The 17,713-nt window shown below is 63.7% G+C and carries 22 protein-coding genes and 1 tRNA gene; 14 read left to right on the top strand and 9 right to left on the bottom strand.

Annotation, left to right across the window (positions count from 1 at the left end; all coding sequences use genetic code 11):
- Positions 1–3: 3 nt before the first annotated feature.
- Positions 4–1,860 carry an ABC-F family ATP-binding cassette domain-containing protein gene (locus BMX99_RS15735; protein ID WP_093453994.1) on the bottom strand — a complete coding sequence of 619 codons (1,857 nt, stop codon included), beginning with the start codon at positions 1,858–1,860 and terminating at the stop codon, positions 4–6.
- A gap of 220 nt (positions 1,861–2,080) precedes the next feature.
- Between BMX99_RS15735 and ndk the strand changes: the two genes are divergently transcribed.
- Positions 2,081–2,503 (top strand): nucleoside-diphosphate kinase, encoded by a 423-nt coding sequence (gene ndk, locus BMX99_RS15730; protein ID WP_093453991.1) that lies wholly within the window; start codon positions 2,081–2,083, stop codon positions 2,501–2,503.
- Positions 2,504–2,542: 39 nt separating this feature from the next.
- On the opposite strand, the gene BMX99_RS15725 is transcribed toward ndk, so the two are convergent.
- The 4 genes from BMX99_RS15725 to BMX99_RS15710 all read right to left on the bottom strand — a co-directional run bounded on the left by BMX99_RS15725 (position 2,543) and on the right by BMX99_RS15710 (position 4,295).
- Positions 2,543–2,944, bottom strand: a complete 402-nt coding sequence (locus BMX99_RS15725; RefSeq protein ID WP_093453988.1) for a DUF4112 domain-containing protein — start codon at positions 2,942–2,944, stop codon at positions 2,543–2,545.
- A 12-nt stretch (positions 2,945–2,956) separates the two neighbouring features.
- Positions 2,957–3,130: a YqaE/Pmp3 family membrane protein gene (locus BMX99_RS15720; RefSeq protein WP_093453985.1), complete on the bottom strand. Its 174-nt coding sequence runs from the start codon at positions 3,128–3,130 to the stop codon at positions 2,957–2,959.
- 108 nt (positions 3,131–3,238) lie between these two features.
- Positions 3,239–3,589, bottom strand: coding sequence for a TfoX/Sxy family protein (locus BMX99_RS15715; protein ID WP_093454381.1), 351 nt, complete (start codon positions 3,587–3,589; stop codon positions 3,239–3,241).
- A 37-nt stretch (positions 3,590–3,626) separates the two neighbouring features.
- Positions 3,627–4,295: a TetR/AcrR family transcriptional regulator gene (locus tag BMX99_RS15710; RefSeq protein ID WP_093453982.1), complete on the bottom strand. Its 669-nt coding sequence runs from the start codon at positions 4,293–4,295 to the stop codon at positions 3,627–3,629.
- A 424-nt stretch (positions 4,296–4,719) separates the two neighbouring features.
- On the opposite strand from BMX99_RS15710, the gene BMX99_RS15705 reads away from it, so the two are divergent.
- A complete protein-coding gene (locus BMX99_RS15705; protein WP_170848766.1) occupies positions 4,720–5,400 on the top strand; it encodes a Hint domain-containing protein in 681 nt (226 codons plus the stop codon).
- A gap of 160 nt (positions 5,401–5,560) precedes the next feature.
- Here BMX99_RS15705 and BMX99_RS19515 read toward each other — a convergent pair whose 3' ends face one another.
- Together BMX99_RS19515 and BMX99_RS15700 are read right to left on the bottom strand one after the other, a co-directional pair.
- Complete coding sequence (locus BMX99_RS19515; RefSeq protein WP_139199568.1) at positions 5,561–6,073, bottom strand: hypothetical protein; 513 nt, start codon at positions 6,071–6,073, stop codon at positions 5,561–5,563.
- A gap of 117 nt (positions 6,074–6,190) precedes the next feature.
- Positions 6,191–6,280 (bottom strand) — tRNA-Ser (locus tag BMX99_RS15700).
- Between the two features lie 205 nt (positions 6,281–6,485).
- Here BMX99_RS15700 and BMX99_RS15695 point away from each other — a divergent pair.
- From BMX99_RS15695 to BMX99_RS15660, 8 genes are all read left to right on the top strand, one after another.
- On the top strand, positions 6,486–7,331 hold the full coding sequence (locus tag BMX99_RS15695; RefSeq protein ID WP_244525562.1) for a DUF2059 domain-containing protein: 846 nt from the start codon (positions 6,486–6,488) through the stop codon (positions 7,329–7,331).
- On the top strand, positions 7,328–8,149 hold the full coding sequence (locus BMX99_RS15690) for a DUF2059 domain-containing protein (RefSeq protein WP_093453973.1): 822 nt from the start codon (positions 7,328–7,330) through the stop codon (positions 8,147–8,149). The genes BMX99_RS15695 and BMX99_RS15690 overlap by 4 nt, the downstream gene beginning before the upstream one ends.
- A 222-nt stretch (positions 8,150–8,371) precedes the next feature.
- Positions 8,372–8,989: a 50S ribosomal protein L21 gene (locus BMX99_RS15685; RefSeq protein WP_093453971.1), complete on the top strand. Its 618-nt coding sequence runs from the start codon at positions 8,372–8,374 to the stop codon at positions 8,987–8,989.
- Between the two features lie 18 nt (positions 8,990–9,007).
- Complete coding sequence (rpmA, locus tag BMX99_RS15680) at positions 9,008–9,277, top strand: 50S ribosomal protein L27 (RefSeq protein WP_093453968.1); 270 nt, start codon at positions 9,008–9,010, stop codon at positions 9,275–9,277.
- 90 nt (positions 9,278–9,367) lie between these two features.
- On the top strand, positions 9,368–9,919 hold the full coding sequence (locus BMX99_RS15675; protein WP_093453962.1) for a GNAT family N-acetyltransferase: 552 nt from the start codon (positions 9,368–9,370) through the stop codon (positions 9,917–9,919).
- Between the two features lie 47 nt (positions 9,920–9,966).
- A complete protein-coding gene (obgE, locus tag BMX99_RS15670) occupies positions 9,967–11,004 on the top strand; it encodes a GTPase ObgE (RefSeq protein ID WP_093453958.1) in 1,038 nt (345 codons plus the stop codon).
- Positions 10,992–12,098: a glutamate 5-kinase gene (gene proB, locus BMX99_RS15665; protein WP_093453956.1), complete on the top strand. Its 1,107-nt coding sequence runs from the start codon at positions 10,992–10,994 to the stop codon at positions 12,096–12,098. Before obgE ends, proB begins: the two co-directional genes overlap by 13 nt.
- Positions 12,099–12,356: 258 nt before the next feature.
- Positions 12,357–13,622: a glutamate-5-semialdehyde dehydrogenase gene (locus BMX99_RS15660; RefSeq protein WP_093453953.1), complete on the top strand. Its 1,266-nt coding sequence runs from the start codon at positions 12,357–12,359 to the stop codon at positions 13,620–13,622.
- On the opposite strand, the gene BMX99_RS15655 is transcribed toward BMX99_RS15660, so the two are convergent.
- Entirely contained in the window at positions 13,619–14,221 is a 603-nt protein-coding gene (locus tag BMX99_RS15655; protein ID WP_093453950.1) for a histidine phosphotransferase family protein, read from the bottom strand. The genes BMX99_RS15660 and BMX99_RS15655 overlap by 4 nt on opposite strands.
- Positions 14,222–14,266: 45 nt before the next feature.
- Here BMX99_RS15655 and BMX99_RS15650 point away from each other — a divergent pair, with 45 nt between their 5' ends.
- The 3 genes from BMX99_RS15650 to olsA all read left to right on the top strand — a co-directional run bounded on the left by BMX99_RS15650 (position 14,267) and on the right by olsA (position 16,200).
- Positions 14,267–14,446, top strand: a complete 180-nt coding sequence (locus BMX99_RS15650) for a DUF3553 domain-containing protein (RefSeq protein ID WP_093453947.1) — start codon at positions 14,267–14,269, stop codon at positions 14,444–14,446.
- A 150-nt stretch (positions 14,447–14,596) separates the two neighbouring features.
- Entirely contained in the window at positions 14,597–15,370 is a 774-nt protein-coding gene (gene olsB, locus BMX99_RS15645) for a l-ornithine N(alpha)-acyltransferase (protein WP_093453944.1), read from the top strand.
- Complete coding sequence (olsA, locus tag BMX99_RS15640) at positions 15,367–16,200, top strand: lyso-ornithine lipid O-acyltransferase (protein ID WP_093453941.1); 834 nt, start codon at positions 15,367–15,369, stop codon at positions 16,198–16,200. The genes olsB and olsA overlap by 4 nt, the downstream gene beginning before the upstream one ends.
- Positions 16,201–16,242: 42 nt before the next feature.
- On the opposite strand, the gene BMX99_RS15635 is transcribed toward olsA, so the two are convergent.
- Positions 16,243–16,863, bottom strand: a complete 621-nt coding sequence (locus BMX99_RS15635) for a thiamine phosphate synthase (RefSeq protein ID WP_093453938.1) — start codon at positions 16,861–16,863, stop codon at positions 16,243–16,245.
- 109 nt (positions 16,864–16,972) lie between these two features.
- Between BMX99_RS15635 and BMX99_RS15630 the strand changes: the two genes are divergently transcribed.
- The gene (locus BMX99_RS15630; protein ID WP_093453935.1) at positions 16,973–17,707 is read left to right on the top strand and encodes an RNA methyltransferase; all 735 of its coding nucleotides are present in this window, start codon (positions 16,973–16,975) and stop codon (positions 17,705–17,707) included.
- The last annotated feature ends 6 nt before the right edge of the window (positions 17,708–17,713 follow it).

The following is a 17,713-nucleotide window of genomic DNA, read 5'->3' as shown; positions in this document are numbered from 1 at the left end:
CCCTTACGCGCCCTGGGTCTCGGCTGTGTCCAGCTTCTCCTGCGCCCGCATCCACAGCGTTTCGGCGCGTTCCATGGCCTCGCGGACCTCGGCGTACTTGCGGTTCCAGACCTCAAGCTCTCCGATCTTGTCGTCGCCATACAGCGCCGGATCTGACAGCTTTTTCGACAGCTTTTCCGCCATCTCCTGCAGCTTTTCGACGCGGTCTTCGCATTTGCGGACCTCGGCGCGCAGGGCCAGGATTTCATCCCGTGATGCGCGCTTCTTTTTCACAGGTTTTTCAGTCTTCTGCGGGCCGCTGTTCACGTCAAGAAGAAGTTTTCTGTAGGCTTCCAGATCGTCGTCATAGGGCGTCACGCGCCCGTCCTTGACCAGCCACAACCGGTCGGCGACCAGGCTAAGCAGATGCATGTCGTGGCTGACCAGCACCACGGCCCCGGAATAGGCGGTCAGCGCCTCGACCAGCGCTTCGCGGCTTTCGATGTCCAGGTGGTTGGTCGGTTCGTCAAGGATCAGCAGATGCGGCGCGTCCAGGGTGGAAAGCAACAGTGTAAGTCGTGCCTTCTGGCCGCCGGACAGCCGCCCGACCTCGGTTTCCGCCTGATCGGCACCAAGACCAAAACCTGCAAGACGGGCGCGCAGTTTCGACGCGGCCTCATCGGGCAGTTCGCGACGCAGGTGTTCGATCGGCGTCTCGTCCAGGTACAGCTCGTCCACCTGGTGCTGGGCAAAGAACCCGATCCGCAGCTTCGAGGACCGGGTGATCCCGCCCTCCATCAGCGCAAGGCGGTCCGACAGCAGCTTTGCCAGGGTCGATTTGCCCTCGCCGTTGCGGCCCAGCAGGGCGATGCGGTCGTCCTGGTCAATGCGCAGATCCAGCCGCGACAGGATCGCCTTACCGTCATAGCCGACGGTGCCGCCTTCGACGCGGATGATCGGCGGCGACAGTTCTTCGGGCGAGGGGAAAGTAAAGACGACGCGGGCGGCATCCTCGGGGGCGGTGATCCGCTCCATCTTTTCCAGCTGTTTGACGCGGGACTGCGCCTGTTTCGCCTTGCTGGCCTTGGCCTTGAAGCGGTCCACAAAGCTTTGCAGATGCGCGCGCTTGGCGTCCTGTTTCTTGGCCGCCGCAGCCTGAAGCGCACGCTGTTCGGCGCGCTGGCGGGCGAAACTGTCGTAGCCGCCCGCATAAAGCGTCAGCTGTTTGCCCTCGAGGTGCAGGATATGGTTCACGGCGCGGTTTAGAAGGCCCCGGTCGTGGCTGATGATTAGCACCGAATGGGGGTATTTCTGCAGATAGCTTTCCAGCCACAGCGCGCCTTCAAGGTCCAGATAGTTGGTCGGTTCGTCCAGCAGCAGCAGATCGGGTTGGGCAAACAGCACCCCCGCCAGCGCCACGCGCATCCGCCAACCGCCCGAGAAGGCGGAACAGGGCATGCGCTGTTCTTCTTCGGTGAACCCCAACCCCTTGAGGATGGTCGAGGCGCGACCTTCGGCGGACCAGGCGTCGATATCGGCCAGGCGGGTCTGGATATCGGCGATCCGCGTCGGATCCGTGGCGGTCTCGGATTCCGCCAGAAGATCTGCGCGTTCCGTGTCGGCGGCCAGAACGGTATCCAGAAGCGAGACCTCGTTGCCCGGGACCTCCTGGGCGACACCGCCGATGCGGGCCCGTTCGGGCAGGGTGATCGCCCCGCCGTCCAGCGTCAGTTCGCCCCGGATCAGGCGGAACAGCGTGGTTTTCCCCGCGCCGTTACGCCCCACGATGCCAACCTTGTGGCCCTGGGGAATGGTGGCAGAGGCGCCTTCGATCAGGGATCGGCCGGCGATGGAATAGGATATGTCGGTAAGGCGCAGCATGGGCCGCGCTTAGCAGAGCTTTTGACCGGGGGCCAGTGGCCGCGGAAGGCCCGTCATCTTGCGGATCGCAGGGCGCGATGCCCAAGGGAGCCCGCGAAAACGCGCGTCACCGCCGCGCACCGGGGCAGAGTGGCTTTTCAAACCCCCATCCCCATGCTAGGCGGGCGCGGATTCCATCCCGCAGGGGCGCGCCCCCGGCACTATATAGAGAGAGACGCTCATGGCTACCGAACGTACCCTGTCCATCATCAAGCCCGACGCAACCCGCCGCAACCTGACCGGCAAGATCAACGCCAAGTTCGAAGATGCCGGTCTGCGCATCGTCGCCCAGAAGCGCATCCACCTGACCAAAGCTCAGGCCGGCGTCTTCTATGCCGTGCATGCTGAGCGTCCGTTCTACGACGAACTGTGCGAATTCATGGCGTCCGAGCCGGTCGTCGTACAAGTCCTGGAAGGTGAAGGCGCAATCGCCAAGAACCGCGAAGTCATGGGCGCAACCAACCCCGCCGACGCAGCCGCCGGAACCATCCGCGCCGAGTTCGCTGAATCGGTTGGCGAAAACTCCGTGCACGGCTCCGACGCTGCTGAAACCGCAGCGGTCGAAATTGCTTACTTCTTCTCGGGTCTGGAACTGGTCGGCTAAGCCACCGTCAGACCGCCTGATCGCAGGATCAGGACAAGATCAGGCCGCGTCCCTCTGGGCGCGGCTTTTTTCGTGCATCATTGGCGCTTCGGTGGTCTTGGCCAGCTGGGAGTGCTCGCGCAGGATCCGGGCGTTGCGGCTGTTGGCCTTCCAGCCGATGTCGAAGATGTCACCCAGAAGCGGCACCAGCCCGATCAGCCAGTCGATGCCAAGGTTCCCGGCCATCGCCGCGATCCGATGCTTGGGCACCCCATGCCGATGCGCCACCGCAAGAATAAAAAGCGACGGCGCAAGGGTAAGTGTATCGCCGACTCCGGGCACGAGACCCAGGATGGAATCAAGCCCTAGCCGGATGCCGGTGCCGGGCAGACGGACCGCCCGGTCCATGACGTGGGCGATCCGTTCCGCGCGGGCGATGTCGGGATGTGTCACCTGATCCATCGCGCCGGTCCCTTAGGCGCGGGCCGGGCCGCGGGTCAGGATGATATAGACTGCGTGCAGGATACCGGGGATATAGCCCAGGATCGTCAGCAGCAGGTTCAGCCAGAAGGCACCCCCCAATCCGACCTGCAGGAAAACACCCAGGGGCGGAATGAAGATGGCGATCAGAATGCGAAGAATGTCCATGTCGTGTCCTTTCAATGCTGGTCAATGCGGGGCCGATCGCTCGGCTGTGCGCTTGAGGGACAAACAGGCAAGGCTGGGCAAAAGTTCCGCCAAGGAAAGGGGCAGGGGTCAGGGCACCCCGATCCCCGTGTCACGCAGGAACCGGGCCAGATCGGCGGGTAGACCGTCACTCGCGCCATCATCGTTCCCGTCGCGGGCCTTGGCGCAGATCGCGTCGAAACGGGCGCGCAGCGCGTCTTTCTCGGCCCCCTTGCAGTCGTTCCAGGGGCGGCCCTGCAACCCCATGACCAGGGCATAAAAGCCGATGAAATGCGGCCGCTGCCCATGGGCCAGAAGCCTTGCATAGGCCCCGTCTGCCCCGATCTCGCGCAACTCATCTGCCGTGTGGATCCCGGCGCGGGCGAATTGCGTGACCGAGGCCGGGCCAAGGTTGCGGATGGCGGACACCGGGTCGGACATGTCTTCGCTCATGTCACCTTTCATGTCTGGGGCCCTGTCAGCGCAGGGCGTCCAGCCCGTCCAGGATTAGGGTCAGGCCAAAGTCGAAATCGTCCACCTCGGCGGAGGTGGCATTGGCCAGTTCCTCGGTCCGGCGGTGCAGATGCGGATAGCTGGCGGCGGGGATCGACTTCAGCTCTTTCTTGGCGGCACGGGCGATTTCCCTGGCGCGGGTCGGGCGGGTCAGCTTTTGCAGAGTGTAGCCGTAGATATGGTTGTCGATCGTGTTGCGCGCGTGATCGGCCTGCGCCGGGGTAAAGCCCACGGCCATCAGGCAGCCAAGTGTCGCATCGAGATAGGTCATCATCATCGGCCCCGGCGGATGCCCGGCCTGGAACTGAGCTGCCGCCCAAGGGTGTTTCACCAGCACCCGGTGCGCCGACTGGGACCGCGCCCGCATCTCGCCCTTCCAGTCGAAGTCGGGCGTGGGCAGGGTGATCTCTCCGGCGACCAGATCGGTGATGCCAGCGATGATATCCGCCTTGTTGCTGATATGATTGTATAGCGACATCGCCTCGACCCCCAGATCACCCGCGACCTTGCGCATCGACAGCGCCTGCAGCCCGTGGGTGTCGGCATAGGCCAGCGCGGCCACCAGGATACGGTCACGCGACAGGGGAAGGCGGGTCTGTGTCTGGCTGGTTTGTGTCTGGCTGGGATCGGGCATGGATCGGGTCCCTGGGGCGGCTTGTATCGGGCGCTTACAGTGTAAATGACCGCCGGGGATGTCAAGCCGATCCGCCGGGGCGGGCGGGGCCTTGCACGCCCCGCGCCGCCGGATGGTCCATGGCCAGGGGCGAATCCGGGGGCGGCTCCTGCCCGCCGCCGCCCCCAATCCGCGCCCAATTCGGTCCGGATTGGGGCAGGGCGCGCCCCAATTCGCCCAAATTCCGAATCGAAATATGGCGTTTTGGTTCACGTGGGTGAAACAATTTCCGACCACCATCGTGACTGTCCATGAAACGGTTCGGCCGGGCCGCGAAATCGCGAAAATTCGCCCCGATTTCGCCTTAAATCACCACGGCCGTCTCAATCTATGTATAACCATCGGCGGGGGCCTTGAGATGCATGAAGCGACGAGAGGCAAAGACATGACGAAGCAAACCGATATCTCCGCCGAGATGGTTCAGGCACGCCGCGTGGGCAAACAGGGTGCCGTTGCTTGCTTTACCGCAGGGACCCGGATCCTGACGCTTCAGGGCCAGCGCGCTGTCGAACAGCTGACCCCCGGTGACAAGGTCATGACCCGCGACCACGGCCTGCAGACCCTGCGCTGGATCGGCTGCCGCCACGTCTCTGCCTCCGAGGTTTCCGAATTCGCCAACACCCGCCCCGTGCGCATCGCCGCCGGTGCCCTGGGCCCGAAGATGCCCGACCGCGATCTGCTGGTGTCTCCGCAGCACCGCGTCATGGTCTCGGGCGAAAACGTTGCCGAGGTCTGCGGTGACGAAGAAGGCCTGGTCGCGGCACAGGACCTGGTCGGCCGTCCCGGCATCACCGTCGAAGAGGTGGACGAGGTCGTCTACTATCACCTGATGTTCGATGATCACGAACTGGTCCTGTCCGAAGGCACCTGGACCGAAAGCTTCCTGCCCGGCGTCGGCGCCTACAACGGCATGGATGTCGAAGCCATCGACGAGCTTTTCGCGATGTTCCCCGAGCTGAAGCACGTGCCCACGGCCTACAAACCCGCGCGCCCCTCGCTCAACCCCGAGGTCGCCAAGCTGCTGCACAACGTGAACATGTCCCTGTCGCCCGTGCACGGTTCCTGACGCGGTCCCGCTTTTTGGGGGCCGCGACACCTGACGACGATTTGAAGACCTGCCTATTCTGACAGTTCATTCGTTACTGAAGAGACGACATTGATTTCAGCACCCGGTGCCGGTCCCCGACCGCACCGGGTTTTTCATCATCCGGAATTCGAATTTCCGATCAGTTTGTCAGAACGTATCCGCTTTTGTCTGCAGTAATGCAGACGACTTGCGAGGCCGCAGGGGATCTCCCGCTTTTCGCCGAAACAGCTAGCTTCTTTTGCTCGGCGTCACAGACCGGCACCGTGATCTTCTGGTACCCGCGATTGGACATGCATTGCATTGCAACGCGATCACGCAGATCAGAGTTGGCGTCGTAGGTATAGACGTCTCCGCCATAGGTCTGACCACCATAAACCTGTCCACCAGTCGAGGTGCACGAAGCATAGTAGCCGGTTCCATAGCAGCTTGTCTGGATAGGCGTGGTGTACGCCGGGGTGTGGTAGACGGGCGTCACGCCAACGGCCTGAGCAACGGGCACCTTCCGGACTGCCTCGACCTCACAGTTGGTAAAATCGTTCTGCCGTTGTTGATATGTTTTTCCACTTTTCCAATAGATGCTGTGAGCCGTGGGAACACAGGCTCCAACCATTGAAAAAATTCCAATTGCCAATGCGGCCTTGGTGATATTCATGACGTACCTTGATTGATTTAACGAAACTCAATGTATCGTTACGAATTGAACCAAGGCAAGGTTCATTTTCATGATGAAAATGTGGCTAATAAAAGGGCACTTCCCGTAGGGGGAAAGTGGCGGAGAGACAGGGATTCGAACCCTGGGTGGGCTTGCACCCACAACGGTTTTCGAGACCGCCCCGTTCGACCACTCCGGCACCTCTCCGCGGGGGTCTGGGAGGTCCGTCTAACGGCATCTTTCCGCCCGTGCAAGAGGCCTTTTGCATTGCGCGTGCAAGGAAATGTCCTAACTTTCGATCAACGCCCCCGAAGCGCCAAGCCATACAGGGTCAAAACAGGGCCGAAGGTCCGGTTTGACGTGGCGTCGGGCAGGGGCGAAAATGTCAGCAGGTCCTAGCAAAGGTGCAGTCTTGATACCCTTCTTCCGTCCTCTCCGTGCCGTCGCAGGCGTCCTTTTGGCGGTTTGCGTCACGCTGGTGATCGCAACTTCGGCCTCGGCGGCCGACCGCGACAGGCTGCGCGCCTTTCTGACCGTCACCGGATTCGACGTGGCCCTGGAAAGCATCAAGCTCTCGGCCGAGGATGCGCCGCGGATGCTGGGGCTCGAGGCGCAGGATTTCGGGGCGGCCTGGACCCTGATGGCGGGCGATGTCTTTGACGTGAAAGACATGCAGGCCGATGCCATGACGATTCTGGGCCAGACGCTTTCGGACGAAGCCCTGTCCCATGCGGCGGATTTCTACGCCTCTGACCTGGGGCAGCGCCTGGTCGAAGCCGAGAATGCCAGCCACATGCGCGACGGCGACGAAAAGCGCGGCGAAGGAGGAGAGCTTCTGGCCGAGCTTCAGGACACCGACCCCGAGAGGATCGTGATCCTGCAACGGATGATGGATGCCATCGGATCCGACGAACAAAGCCTGCGCGCCGCCAATGAACTGGAAATCCGGTTCCTTATGGCCGCGCAACAGGCCGGGGTCATCATGCTGCGCGTCGATGAAGAGGGCCTGCGCGCCGCCCAGGCCGAACGCGCCGACGAGGTGATCGAGTCGATGCGCCTGTCGGGCATGGCCGGGTCCGCCGCGACCTACCGCGATTTTTCGAACGAAGACCTTGAGGCCTATACCGAGGCGCTGGAACACCCCCTGATGCAGGAGGTCTATGAGCTGATGAACGCCGTTCAATACGAGATCATGGCGAACCGCTTTGAAGAGGTCGCCGATCGCCTGGGCCGCATGTCGCCGGGGCAGGAGCTATGACCGCCCGTCACCTGATCGCCGCCACGTTTGGGTTCGTGCTGTGTGCGCCCGTCGCCTGGGCGCAGCCCGGTGCGGCGCTGGACCGGCTTTGGGCCGCGCTGGAAATCCCCAAGGCGCTGGACATCATGCGCGACGAAGGCCTGGACATGGCCGAAGAGGTCGCGGTGCAGTACCTGGGCAACACGGCCTCGGATCTTTGGGTGCGCGACATCACGGCGATCTATGAACCCGAAACCATGGCGCAGGTCATGCGCGACGGCTTTTCGGCCGATCTGGACGGCACCGAGATGGAGCCCCTGCTGGATTTCTTCACATCCGAGCGCGGCACGCAGATCATCACGCTTGAGATGACGGCGCGGCGCGCCTTCCTGGACCCCGATACCGAAGCCGCCGCACGGGACTTGATCGCGGCAGGCGACGCCGATCCCGAGCTTCTGGACCTGGTGGACCGATTCATCACCGTGAACGACCTGGTGGACTACAACACCTCGGGGGCGATGAACACCAATGTGGCCTTCCTCAAGGGCCTGTCGCAAAGCGAGGTCTTCCTGATGACCGAACAGGAGATCCTAGACCAGGTCTGGAACGACGCCGAAGGCAACCGGGCCGAGACAGAGGACTGGCTGCGTGCCTTCCTTTACACCGCCTACAGCCCGCTGGATCCCGAGGATCTGCGCGCCTATATCGCCTTTTCGGAATCCCGGCCCGGCCAGCGGCTGAACCGCGCCCTTTTCGCCGGCTTCGGCGAGATGTATAATCAGCAATATCACGCCCTTGGCCTGGCCGTTGCCCGTCAGCTGGCAGGCCAGGACCTGTAATGCGCAACAGCGGCCGGTCAAATCCGGCCCCGGGGGCGCAATTGGGCCTGCAATGCCTTGACTTGTGCCCCGATCCTGCGTAACTGCCCGCATCCCGGCAGGCATTCGGTCTGCGCGGGTATTGATAATTTGCCCCGACAGGGGCGCGCCGTTCGAAGGTGGGGCAACCCGGAAACGCCTGGAAACAGGGACCAGAGGACGCGGTAGACAAGGAAGATGCACATGTTTGCGGTCCTCAAGACCGGCGGTAAGCAGTATCGCGTGAAATCCGGCGATTTGCTGCGCGTCGAAAAGCTGGCTGCCGATGCCGGCGAAAAAGTCCAGTTCAACGAGATTCTGATGGTGGGTGGCGACGATCTGGTCGTTGGCGCGCCTCTGGTCGAAGATGCTGGCGTTCAGGCTGAAGTCGTTGACCAGATCAAGGGCGACAAGCTGATCCACTACGTCAAGCGTCGTCGTAAGCATTCGTCGCAGCGCAAAAAAGGCCACCGCCAGCAGCTGACCCTGCTGCGTGTCACCGACATCCTCGCCAAGGGCGCAGGCAAGTCGGGCGTCAAGGCCGCCATCGGCGCGGGCTCCGTTTCCGGTGCCGCTGTTGCTGCCGCTGCACCCAAAGCGGAAAAGAAAGCAGCTGCCCCGAAAGCAGCCGCCAAGGCAGAAGCACCCGCAGCTGCAGGTGACGATCTGACCGCAATCACCGGTGTCGGCCCCGCCGCCGCCAAGAAGCTGGCAGACGCCGGCATCACCACCTTCGCCCAGCTGGCGGCCGTGGACGTCGAAACCTTCGACGCCGTCAAGGTCAAGCCCGAGTGGGTCGAGCAGGCGAAAACGCTCGCCTGAGCTTAAGGAGAAAACGATATGGCACATAAAAAAGCTGGCGGTTCCTCCCGTAACGGACGCGACTCAGCGGGTCGTCGTCTTGGCGTCAAGAAATTCGGTGGCGAAGCCGTCATCCCGGGCAACATCATCTGCCGTCAGCGCGGCACCAAGTGGTGGCCGGGTGAAGGCGTGGGCCTGGGCAAGGACCACACCATTTTCGCAACCGTCGAAGGCAACGTGAAGTTTCACAAGGGCCTGAAGGGTCGTACCTTCATTTCCGTCCTGCCAGTGGCGGAGGCCGCAGAGTAAGCCGATCTTAAGGCTGATGCGACATCAGGGGGATCGGCGAAACCGCCGGTCCCCTTCGACGTTGAGGGGCATTCTGGGAGAGGAGACCCAATGGACGACCTCTTGAACTTTGTACCGGATATCGAGGCCGAGGGGTTGACCCTGCGGCCCGTGCGGCGCTCGGACGCCGGTCTGATCGAGATGTATGGCGCCGACGAACGGGTCGCCCGCATGACCACCTCGATCCCGCATCCGCTGCCACCGGGCACGACCGAGGCCTTCGTGACGCGCATCACCGGCAATACGCCCGATGAACTGGTCTGGGCCATGGATGCCTCGGCCACGGGCGGTGCCGAACTCAAGGGCCTCATCAGCCTGAAGACGATGGAACCGGGCGACCGGGGCGGAAGCCAGGCCGAAATCGGCTACTGGGTCGCGCCTGCCTGGTGGAACACCGGTGTCGCATCAACCGCCGTTCAGGCGCTTGTCGATGCCAACCCGCTGAACAACGACACGATTTTCGGATCGGTCTTTCAGGACAACCCGGCCTCGGCCCGCGTTCTGACCAATGCCGGTTTCGCCTATGTGGGCGACGCCGAAAGCTTCTCGGTCGCGCGGAATGCCAAGGTGGCCACCTGGACCTATATCCGAAAACTGAATTGAGCCGCCGGTAAGCTTACGTTAAGCGACCTTTGCGGCAGGAGACAAAGATGAAGTTCCTCGATCTCGCAAAGGTCTACATCCGCTCGGGCGCAGGCGGCAACGGTGCCGTTTCGTTCCGGCGCGAGAAGTTTATTGAATTCGGCGGTCCCGACGGGGGCAACGGCGGACGCGGCGGCGATGTCATCGCCGAGGCCGTGGATGGCCTGAACACGCTGATCGATTTCCGTTACCAGCAGCATTTCTTTGCGGAAAACGGTCGCGGAGGCCAGGGCAAGCTGAAGACCGGCGCGGACGGGAATGACATCATCCTGCGCGTGCCCGTCGGCACCGAGATCCTGGAAGAAGACGGCGAAACCGTCATCGCCGACCTGACCGAACTGGGCCAGCGCGTCATGCTGGGCAAGGGCGGCAACGGCGGCTTCGGCAACGCGCATTTCAAGACCTCGACCAACCAGGCCCCGCGCCGGGCCAACCCCGGCCAGGAGGGCGTGGAACGCACCATCTGGCTGCGGCTGAAGCTGATCGCGGATGCGGGCCTTCTGGGTCTGCCGAACGCGGGCAAATCGACCTTCCTTGCGGCGACCTCGAATGCGCGGCCGAAGATCGCGGACTACCCGTTCACCACGCTGCACCCCAACCTCGGCGTTGTCGGCGTGGATGGCGCGGAATTTGTTGTGGCCGACATTCCCGGCCTGATCGAAGGTGCCTCCGAAGGGCGGGGCCTGGGCGATCTGTTCCTGGGCCATGTCGAACGCTGTTCCGTGCTGCTGCACCTGATCGACGGCACCGCCGATGACGTGGCCGAAGACTACCGCACCATCATTCAAGAGCTTGAAGCCTATGGCGGTGAGCTGGCGGAAAAGCCGCGCATCACCGTTCTGAACAAGATCGACAGCCTGGACGACGAACTGCGCGACATGCAGCGCGAATTCCTGGAAGAGGCCGTGGGCGGCCCCGTCATGCTGATGTCCGGTGCCTCGGGCGAAGGCGTGACCGAGGTGCTGCGCGCCCTGCGCGCCGAGATCAGTGAGGACCGGCTGCGTCAGAAAACCACCGATGAGGAGCCGGAAACTTGGCAACCCTGACCGACGCCCGGCGCGTCGTGATCAAGATCGGCTCGGCCCTTCTGGTGGACCGGGCCACGGGATCGCTGCGGGCCGACTGGCTTCAAAGCCTGGCCGATGATGTCGCCGCGCTGCGGGCGCGGGACATCGACGTGGTTCTGGTATCCTCCGGTTCAATCGCGCTTGGCCGCGGCGTGCTGGGGCTGGGCCTTGGGGTCCTGTCGCTGGAACACGCCCAGGCCGCTGCCGCGACCGGCCAGATCGGCCTGGCCGCCGCCTATAGCCAGGCGCTTGGGCGGCACGACATCAAGGTCGGCCAGGTTCTGGTGACGCTGGAGGACAGCGCCGACCGCCGCCGCTACCTGAACTCGCGCGCGACGCTGGAAACCATGCTGGGCTTTGGCGTGGTGCCGATCGTGAACGAAAACGACACCGTGGCCACCGATGAAATCCGCTATGGCGACAATGATCGTCTGGCGGCGCAGGTCGCCGTGACCGTCGGGGCCGACCGTCTGATCCTGCTGTCGGACGTGGATGGCCTTTATACCGCCAACCCCTCCGAGGATCCGACCGCCACCCGGCTGGACCAGGTCGCCCAGATCACGCCCGAGATCGAATCCATGGCGGGCGACGCCGGATCGGGCCTGTCCAAGGGCGGCATGAAGACCAAGGTCATGGCTGCGAAGACCGCCACCGCCGCCGGCTGCGCCATGGCGATCACCCATGGTTTCCGCATGAACCCGATCCAGGGGCTGGAAGAGGGCGCGCCTGCCACCTGGTTCCTGGCCAAGGGTGATCCGCAAACCGCCCGCAAGGGCTGGATCGGGTCGATGAAGCCCCAGGGCCGCCTTGTTCTGGACGCCGGGGCCGTGCGCGCCATGCGGGCGGGCAAATCGCTGCTGCCCGCCGGGGTGACCCATGTCACCGGCCGCTTCGGGCGCGGCGACCCGGTGGAACTGTCGGATCCGGATGGCGCCGTGCTGGGGCAGGGGCTGACCCGCTATACTTCGGACGAGGCGCGGCAGATCGCCGGCCACCGCAGCGACGAGATCGAGGCGATCCTGGGCTATTCCGGCCGCGCCGCCCTGGTGCACCGGGACGACATGGCGGTCTGATCACGCGATTTACCCCTTGCCAAACCCGTCCCCCGCGCCGATGTTACCGGCACAGACAGGATCCGACATGCGTTTTTGCCGCTCAAATCCCAGCCCTCCCAGTGACCTCCGCCGCAGGCGGGGTGGATCTGGTGTGCGCCGGGCTGATCTGACGCAAACCTCATATCCGACCCAAGGCCTGCACCCACGTGCGGGCCTTTTTGTTGCACCCCCGGCCCGCGCATCCTAAGAACCGACCAACGTTACAGGAGCGTCCCGATGAAAGACCTCGACGATATTCCCGCCGTCATGAAGCAACTTGGCGAAAACGCCCGCAAGGCGGCCGCCGAACTGGCCTTTGCCAGCCCCGACCGCAAGCACGCCGCCCTGATCGGGGCCGCCGATGCCGTCTGGAAGAACCGCGACGACATCATTGCCGCCAATGCCGAAGACCTGGTGTTTGGCGAAAACAAGGGCCTGTCCAAGGCCATGATGGACCGGCTGATGCTGGACGAGACCCGCATTCGCGGCATCGTCGACGGGCTGCGCACCGTGGCCGATCAGCGCGATCCCGTGGGCGACGTGATCGCCCAGTGGGATATGCCCTCGGGGTTGAACATCCGCCGGGTGCGCACGCCCCTGGGCGTCGTCGGCGTGATTTATGAAAGCCGGCCCAATGTGACCGCTGACGCCGGTGCGCTGTGCCTGAAGTCCGGCAATGCGGTGATCCTGCGCGGCGGATCCGAAAGCTTCCACAGCTCGACCGCCATCCATCAGTGCCTGGCGACGGGGCTGAAACAGGCCGGTCTGCCCGAGGCCGCGATTCAGCTGGTGCCCACGCGCGACCGCGCGGCGGTGCAGGAAATGCTGACCATGACCGACCATATCGACGTGATCGTGCCCCGTGGCGGAAAGGGGCTGGTCGGCCTGGTCCAGCGCGAGGCCCGCGTGCCCGTCTTCGCCCACCTTGAAGGCATCTGCCACATCTACGTCGGTGCCACCGCCGATCCCGCCATGGCGGTCGAGATCATTCTGAACGCCAAGACCCGCCGCACCGGCATCTGCGGCGCGATGGAATGTCTGCTGATCGACTGGCGCTTCTACACCCAGCACGGCGCGCTTCTGACCGATGCGCTGGTCAAGGCCGGGGTTGAGGTGCGCGGCGACAAGGAGCTGGCGAAACTGAACGGTGTCATCCCCGCGCAGGCGGACGATTATGGCAAGGAGTTCCTGGACATGATCTGCGCGGCCAAGCTGGTCGACGGCGTGGACGAGGCGATCGAGCATATCCGCACCTATGGATCGAACCATACGGATGCGATCGTGACCGAGGATCAGAAGGCCGCCGATTACTTCTTTGAGCGGCTCGATAGCGCGATCCTGATGCACAATGCCTCGACCCAGTTTGCCGATGGCGGCGAATTCGGCATGGGCGCGGAGATCGGCATCGCCACCGGCAAGATGCACGCGCGCGGCCCTGTCGGGGCGGAACAGCTGACCAGCTTCAAATACCTTGTCGAAGGCAAGGGCGCGGTCCGCCGCTAAGCGCGCGGCAGACGCAGGGTCAGACCGGAACTGGCGCGCAGGATTTCGACCTGTGCGCCGGTGTCCTTCAGGATCTCGGGCAGCAGGGCGAATTGCACCTGGGCGGGCAGGGGATCCACACCCTCTGCCCCCGTCAGCATCGACCAGAGCGCGGGGCTGGGGCGGTCGTCTTCCGCCGGGCCGGTGATCAGCCAGTGGGCGTCATCGCCGCGCGCCAGGATTGTGCCACCGCGTGGCATCGCGGCCTCCAGGCACATCATGGCCAGAAAGACGTGCTGGGCATCGCTACGGGCGCAATCCTGCGTCAGCGTCCAGTCGTATCGCACCCGTCCCGCGCGGCTCATATCCGCGAGGATCGACTGGATTTCCGGGCGGGACACGGGCTGACCTTCGCTGGCGATGCCAAAGGCGATCCGCATGTACCGCACCCGGGCCGAAGCATTCATGACGCTGTCTTCGATCAGCGCCATTTCCGGGCCGCTGCGCCCCTCCATCGCCAGAAGCTCGACGCCGTTCTGGATCGCCCCGATTGGCGAAATCAGGTCATGACAGATGCGCGACCCTACAAGCGCGGCCAGCTTTCGGATATGATCGGCCATCACAGACCCCAGGGGCCAGAGCCCAGACAAGAAGAAGGACGAGGCATGAGCGATCTTAACGCGCTGTTGGAACCCGGAATGCGGGTCAGCCACCCGCAGGAACCCGATTGGGGCATCGGACAGGTGCAGTCCAATATCGCCGGCCGCGTCACGGTGAACTTCCCCGAGGCCGGGAAGGTTGTGATTGATGGCTCACGCATCGCGCTGATTCCGCATTTCGACTGATCCTGCCCTCCACACTATGCGACGCAAAACGTTACGTTAAGGTTAACGACGTTAAGGGGCATCACCGCACTACGCGCCAGCCCCGCCGGGGATTGCGCTTGGTGCCCGGCCTCCGTAAACCCTCCCAAAGCCTGACAGGACCCAAGACCCATGCCCGACGCCTCCTCTGACTATGTGGTTCGCCTTGCGCGCGACCCGGCCGAGGTCGAGGCCGCGCAGCACCTGCGCTATCAGGTCTTCGTGCAGGAACTCGGCGGCGACGGCGAGATGGTCGACCATGATAGGCAGTTGGAGCAGGACCGCTTTGACCCCTTCTTCGACCACCTACTGCTGCTGGATCCCACGCGCGGGCAGGCTATCCGCGATCAGGTCGTCGGCGTCTATCGCCTGCTGACCGAAGCGGGGGCCGAGGCCGCCGGACAGTTCTATTCCGAAGATGAATATGACCTGGGCTTACTGCGTAAGTCTGGCCGCAAGCTGCTGGAGCTCGGGCGGTCCTGTCTGCATCCCGATTATCGCGGCGGCATGGGTATGTACCTGATGTGGCAGGCTTTGTCCGACTACGTCGAGGCCCGCGGCATCGAATTGCTGTTCGGCACGGCGTCGTTCCACGGCACCGATCTGACCGACCTGTCGCACCCGCTGTCGCTGCTGCATCACCGGCACCTTGCGCCCGCGGATCTTCGCGTCCGCACGCAGCCCGCGGCTTATCAGTCGATGGATCTGGTGCCTGAAGATCAGATTGACCGCCCCGCGGCCATGCGGGCGATCCCCGCGCTGATCAAGGGCTACCTGCGTCTGGGCGGCATGGTCGGGGACGGGGCCTATGTGGATCATGCGTTCAACACGACGGATGTCTTCCTGATCCTCGACACCAACCGCCTTAGCGATGCGCAGGCCCGCATATACGGACAGAAACGATGACCTGGGATCCCGACAAGGCCGAGGCCCCGCAGCCGCCCCTTGATCGCGGCACCAAGCTGCGTTTCTGGCTGCGCGCCATTCCTTTTGGCATCATCTGTTTTGGGTCTCTGGGCCTGCTGCTGATCCTGCGCCAGCCCGAGCGTTGGATCTATGGCCTGCACCGGCCCTATACGCCCTATATCACCCAGTTCGTCTGTCGCATGTTCTTCCGCATCACGGGGATGCGCCTGATCGTGCGCGGCACCCCGATGGAGGAGCACGGGGCGATCGTCGCCAACCATGCCTCCTGGACGGATATCTTCACGCTGCATGCGGCCAAGCGGGTGTACTACGTGTCCAAGGCCGAGGTGCGCGGCTGGTTCGGCATCGGCTGGCTGGCGCGGGCGACGGGGACGATCTTTATCAACCGGGTCCGGGGCGAGGCGAAACAGCAGCAGGAGATCTTGCGCGATAGATTAAGTATTGGGCACAAGTTGTTGTTTTTTCCAGAGGGAACCTCGACCGATGCCATGCGGGTTCTGCCGTTCAAGACGACGTTGTTCTCGGCTTTTTACGACCCGGACTTACGCAGCATGTTGAAGATCCAGCCGGTCACCATGATCTACCACGCGCCCGAGGGACGGGAGCCGACATTCTACGGATGGTGGGGAGAAATGGACTTTGGCTGGCATCTGGTGCGGGTCCTGGGCGCGCCGCGACAGGGCCGGGTCGAGCTTGTCTATCACCCGCCGATCCGCGTCGCCGACTACGCCGACCGCAAGGTGCTGGCGCGGGAATGCGAACGGATCGTGCGGTCGGCCATGCCGCCGGAACGGCAGATCATAGAATAAAGTCGCCGGAACTGATCCTTAAAAGAAAAAGGTCCGAAGAACTCAGCCCAAGGGGGCCAGCAGCGCCTTCAGTGCCTGCGCCGGATCCTCGGATTTCCAGATCTCGGTGCCGATGCCGAAGAAATCCGTCACCGGGGCCAGCCGGGTGATCAGATCGACGTCTAGCCCGCCCTCGGCCACCACGGGCAGTTCGATCATCTGCGACCACCATTCGAAGGTCTCGAAATCGGCCATCTCACCGCCGGCCAGCGCGGATTGGCCGACGGGGCCAAAGCTGACGTAATCCGACCCGGCCTCACCTGCCGACATGCCGTCATGACGCGAGGTGCCGCAGTAGGCCCCGACGATCGCATCCGGGCCCAGCTGTTTGCGCGCCTTGCGCACAGAGCGCGAGCCATCGGTCAGATGCACGCCGTCCAGCCCGTGGCGTTCCGCCAGCAGGATGTGGTTGTCGATCACGATCGCCACGTCGCGCTGGTGGCTGACCTCGCGCAGGGTGTCGGCGGCGCGGGCGATCTCTCCCTCGTCGTGGCTGGCCAGGGCCAGGCGGACACAGGCGATCTCGGCCACGTCAAGGACGGCACCAAGCGCCTCGGAAAAGCTGCTCAGCTCAAAATCCGGGGGCGAAATCAGATAGATCTGCGGCTGCTCGGTCTCGGCCATGGGGAATCTCCGTGAAGTTGCGGCGGTATACCCGTGATCGCGGCGCGGCGCAAAGGCTTGTTCCCGGTGCCTGACCCCGGTAACAGGCGTGAAACGTAAGGAAACCCCCATGACCCAGCCCGTTTTCGTCCTTGTCCGCCCCCAGATGGGGGAAAACATCGGTGCCGCCGCGCGCGCCATGTGGAACTTTGGGCTGGACCGGATGCGGGTGACCGCGCCGCGCGACGGCTGGCCGAACCAGCGCGCCGTTGCCATGGCCAGCGGTGCGGGCCGTCTGCTGGACGAGGCCGGGTTGTTCGACACCACGGCCGAGGCGCTGCACGACCGCACTCATGTCTTTGCCACCACCGCCCGGGCGCGCGGCCTGACGAAACCCGTCGTCACCCCCGAACGCGCGATGGAAATGGCGGCCGAGATGATCGGACGGGGCGAAAAGGTTGCCGTGATGTTTGGCCCCGAACGCGCGGGTCTTGAGAATGACGATATCACCCGCGCCAATACGATCATCAACGTGCCTGTGAACCCGGAATTCCCCTCGCTCAACCTTGGGCAATGCGTGCTGCTGTGTGCCTATGAATGGCGTCGCCAGGCCGAACAGATCGAAGCCGAGCGCATGGACATGGCCGGCACCGAATGGGCCACCAACGTCGAGATCGAAAAGCTGTCGGAGCACTACGAACAACGCCTTGACGACGCGGGGTTTTTCTTCCCCGACCACAAGGCCGAGGGCATGAAGATGAACCTGCGCAACCTGTGGTCGCGGATGCCGCTGACCCGGGCGGACGTGCAGACGCTGCATGGCATCCTGCGTCAGATGGTCCGATGGAAGGACCGCAGCGGCTGACTGGAC

Origin of the sequence: Pseudooceanicola nitratireducens (assembly GCF_900109195.1) — a bacterium.
In the GTDB taxonomy this organism is placed as follows: domain Bacteria; phylum Pseudomonadota; class Alphaproteobacteria; order Rhodobacterales; family Rhodobacteraceae; genus Pseudooceanicola; species Pseudooceanicola nitratireducens.
Note: the sequence above shows the minus strand (reverse complement) of the source record. Positions and strands in the feature narration are given on the sequence as shown.

Bases quoted from the DNA above. Each gene is read 5' to 3' on its own strand.
- BMX99_RS15735 (WP_093453994.1), bottom strand. From the start codon at position 1,860: ATGCTGCGCCTTACCGACATATCCTATTCCATCGCCGGCCGATCCCTG.
- ndk (WP_093453991.1), top strand. From the start codon at position 2,081: ATGGCTACCGAACGTACCCTGTCCATCATCAAGCCCGACGCAACCCGC.
- BMX99_RS15725 (WP_093453988.1), bottom strand. From the start codon at position 2,944: ATGGATCAGGTGACACATCCCGACATCGCCCGCGCGGAACGGATCGCC.
- BMX99_RS15720 (WP_093453985.1), bottom strand. From the start codon at position 3,130: ATGGACATTCTTCGCATTCTGATCGCCATCTTCATTCCGCCCCTGGGT.
- BMX99_RS15715 (WP_093454381.1), bottom strand. From the start codon at position 3,589: ATGTCCGACCCGGTGTCCGCCATCCGCAACCTTGGCCCGGCCTCGGTC.
- BMX99_RS15710 (WP_093453982.1), bottom strand. From the start codon at position 4,295: ATGCCCGATCCCAGCCAGACACAAACCAGCCAGACACAGACCCGCCTT.
- BMX99_RS15705 (WP_170848766.1), top strand. From the start codon at position 4,720: ATGACGAAGCAAACCGATATCTCCGCCGAGATGGTTCAGGCACGCCGC.
- BMX99_RS19515 (WP_139199568.1), bottom strand. From the start codon at position 6,073: ATGAATATCACCAAGGCCGCATTGGCAATTGGAATTTTTTCAATGGTT.
- BMX99_RS15690 (WP_093453973.1), top strand. From the start codon at position 7,328: ATGACCGCCCGTCACCTGATCGCCGCCACGTTTGGGTTCGTGCTGTGT.
- BMX99_RS15685 (WP_093453971.1), top strand. From the start codon at position 8,372: ATGTTTGCGGTCCTCAAGACCGGCGGTAAGCAGTATCGCGTGAAATCC.
- rpmA (WP_093453968.1), top strand. From the start codon at position 9,008: ATGGCACATAAAAAAGCTGGCGGTTCCTCCCGTAACGGACGCGACTCA.
- BMX99_RS15675 (WP_093453962.1), top strand. From the start codon at position 9,368: ATGGACGACCTCTTGAACTTTGTACCGGATATCGAGGCCGAGGGGTTG.
- obgE (WP_093453958.1), top strand. From the start codon at position 9,967: ATGAAGTTCCTCGATCTCGCAAAGGTCTACATCCGCTCGGGCGCAGGC.
- BMX99_RS15660 (WP_093453953.1), top strand. From the start codon at position 12,357: ATGAAAGACCTCGACGATATTCCCGCCGTCATGAAGCAACTTGGCGAA.
- BMX99_RS15655 (WP_093453950.1), bottom strand. From the start codon at position 14,221: ATGGCCGATCATATCCGAAAGCTGGCCGCGCTTGTAGGGTCGCGCATC.
- BMX99_RS15650 (WP_093453947.1), top strand. From the start codon at position 14,267: ATGAGCGATCTTAACGCGCTGTTGGAACCCGGAATGCGGGTCAGCCAC.
- olsB (WP_093453944.1), top strand. From the start codon at position 14,597: ATGCCCGACGCCTCCTCTGACTATGTGGTTCGCCTTGCGCGCGACCCG.
- olsA (WP_093453941.1), top strand. From the start codon at position 15,367: ATGACCTGGGATCCCGACAAGGCCGAGGCCCCGCAGCCGCCCCTTGAT.
- BMX99_RS15635 (WP_093453938.1), bottom strand. From the start codon at position 16,863: ATGGCCGAGACCGAGCAGCCGCAGATCTATCTGATTTCGCCCCCGGAT.
- BMX99_RS15630 (WP_093453935.1), top strand. From the start codon at position 16,973: ATGACCCAGCCCGTTTTCGTCCTTGTCCGCCCCCAGATGGGGGAAAAC.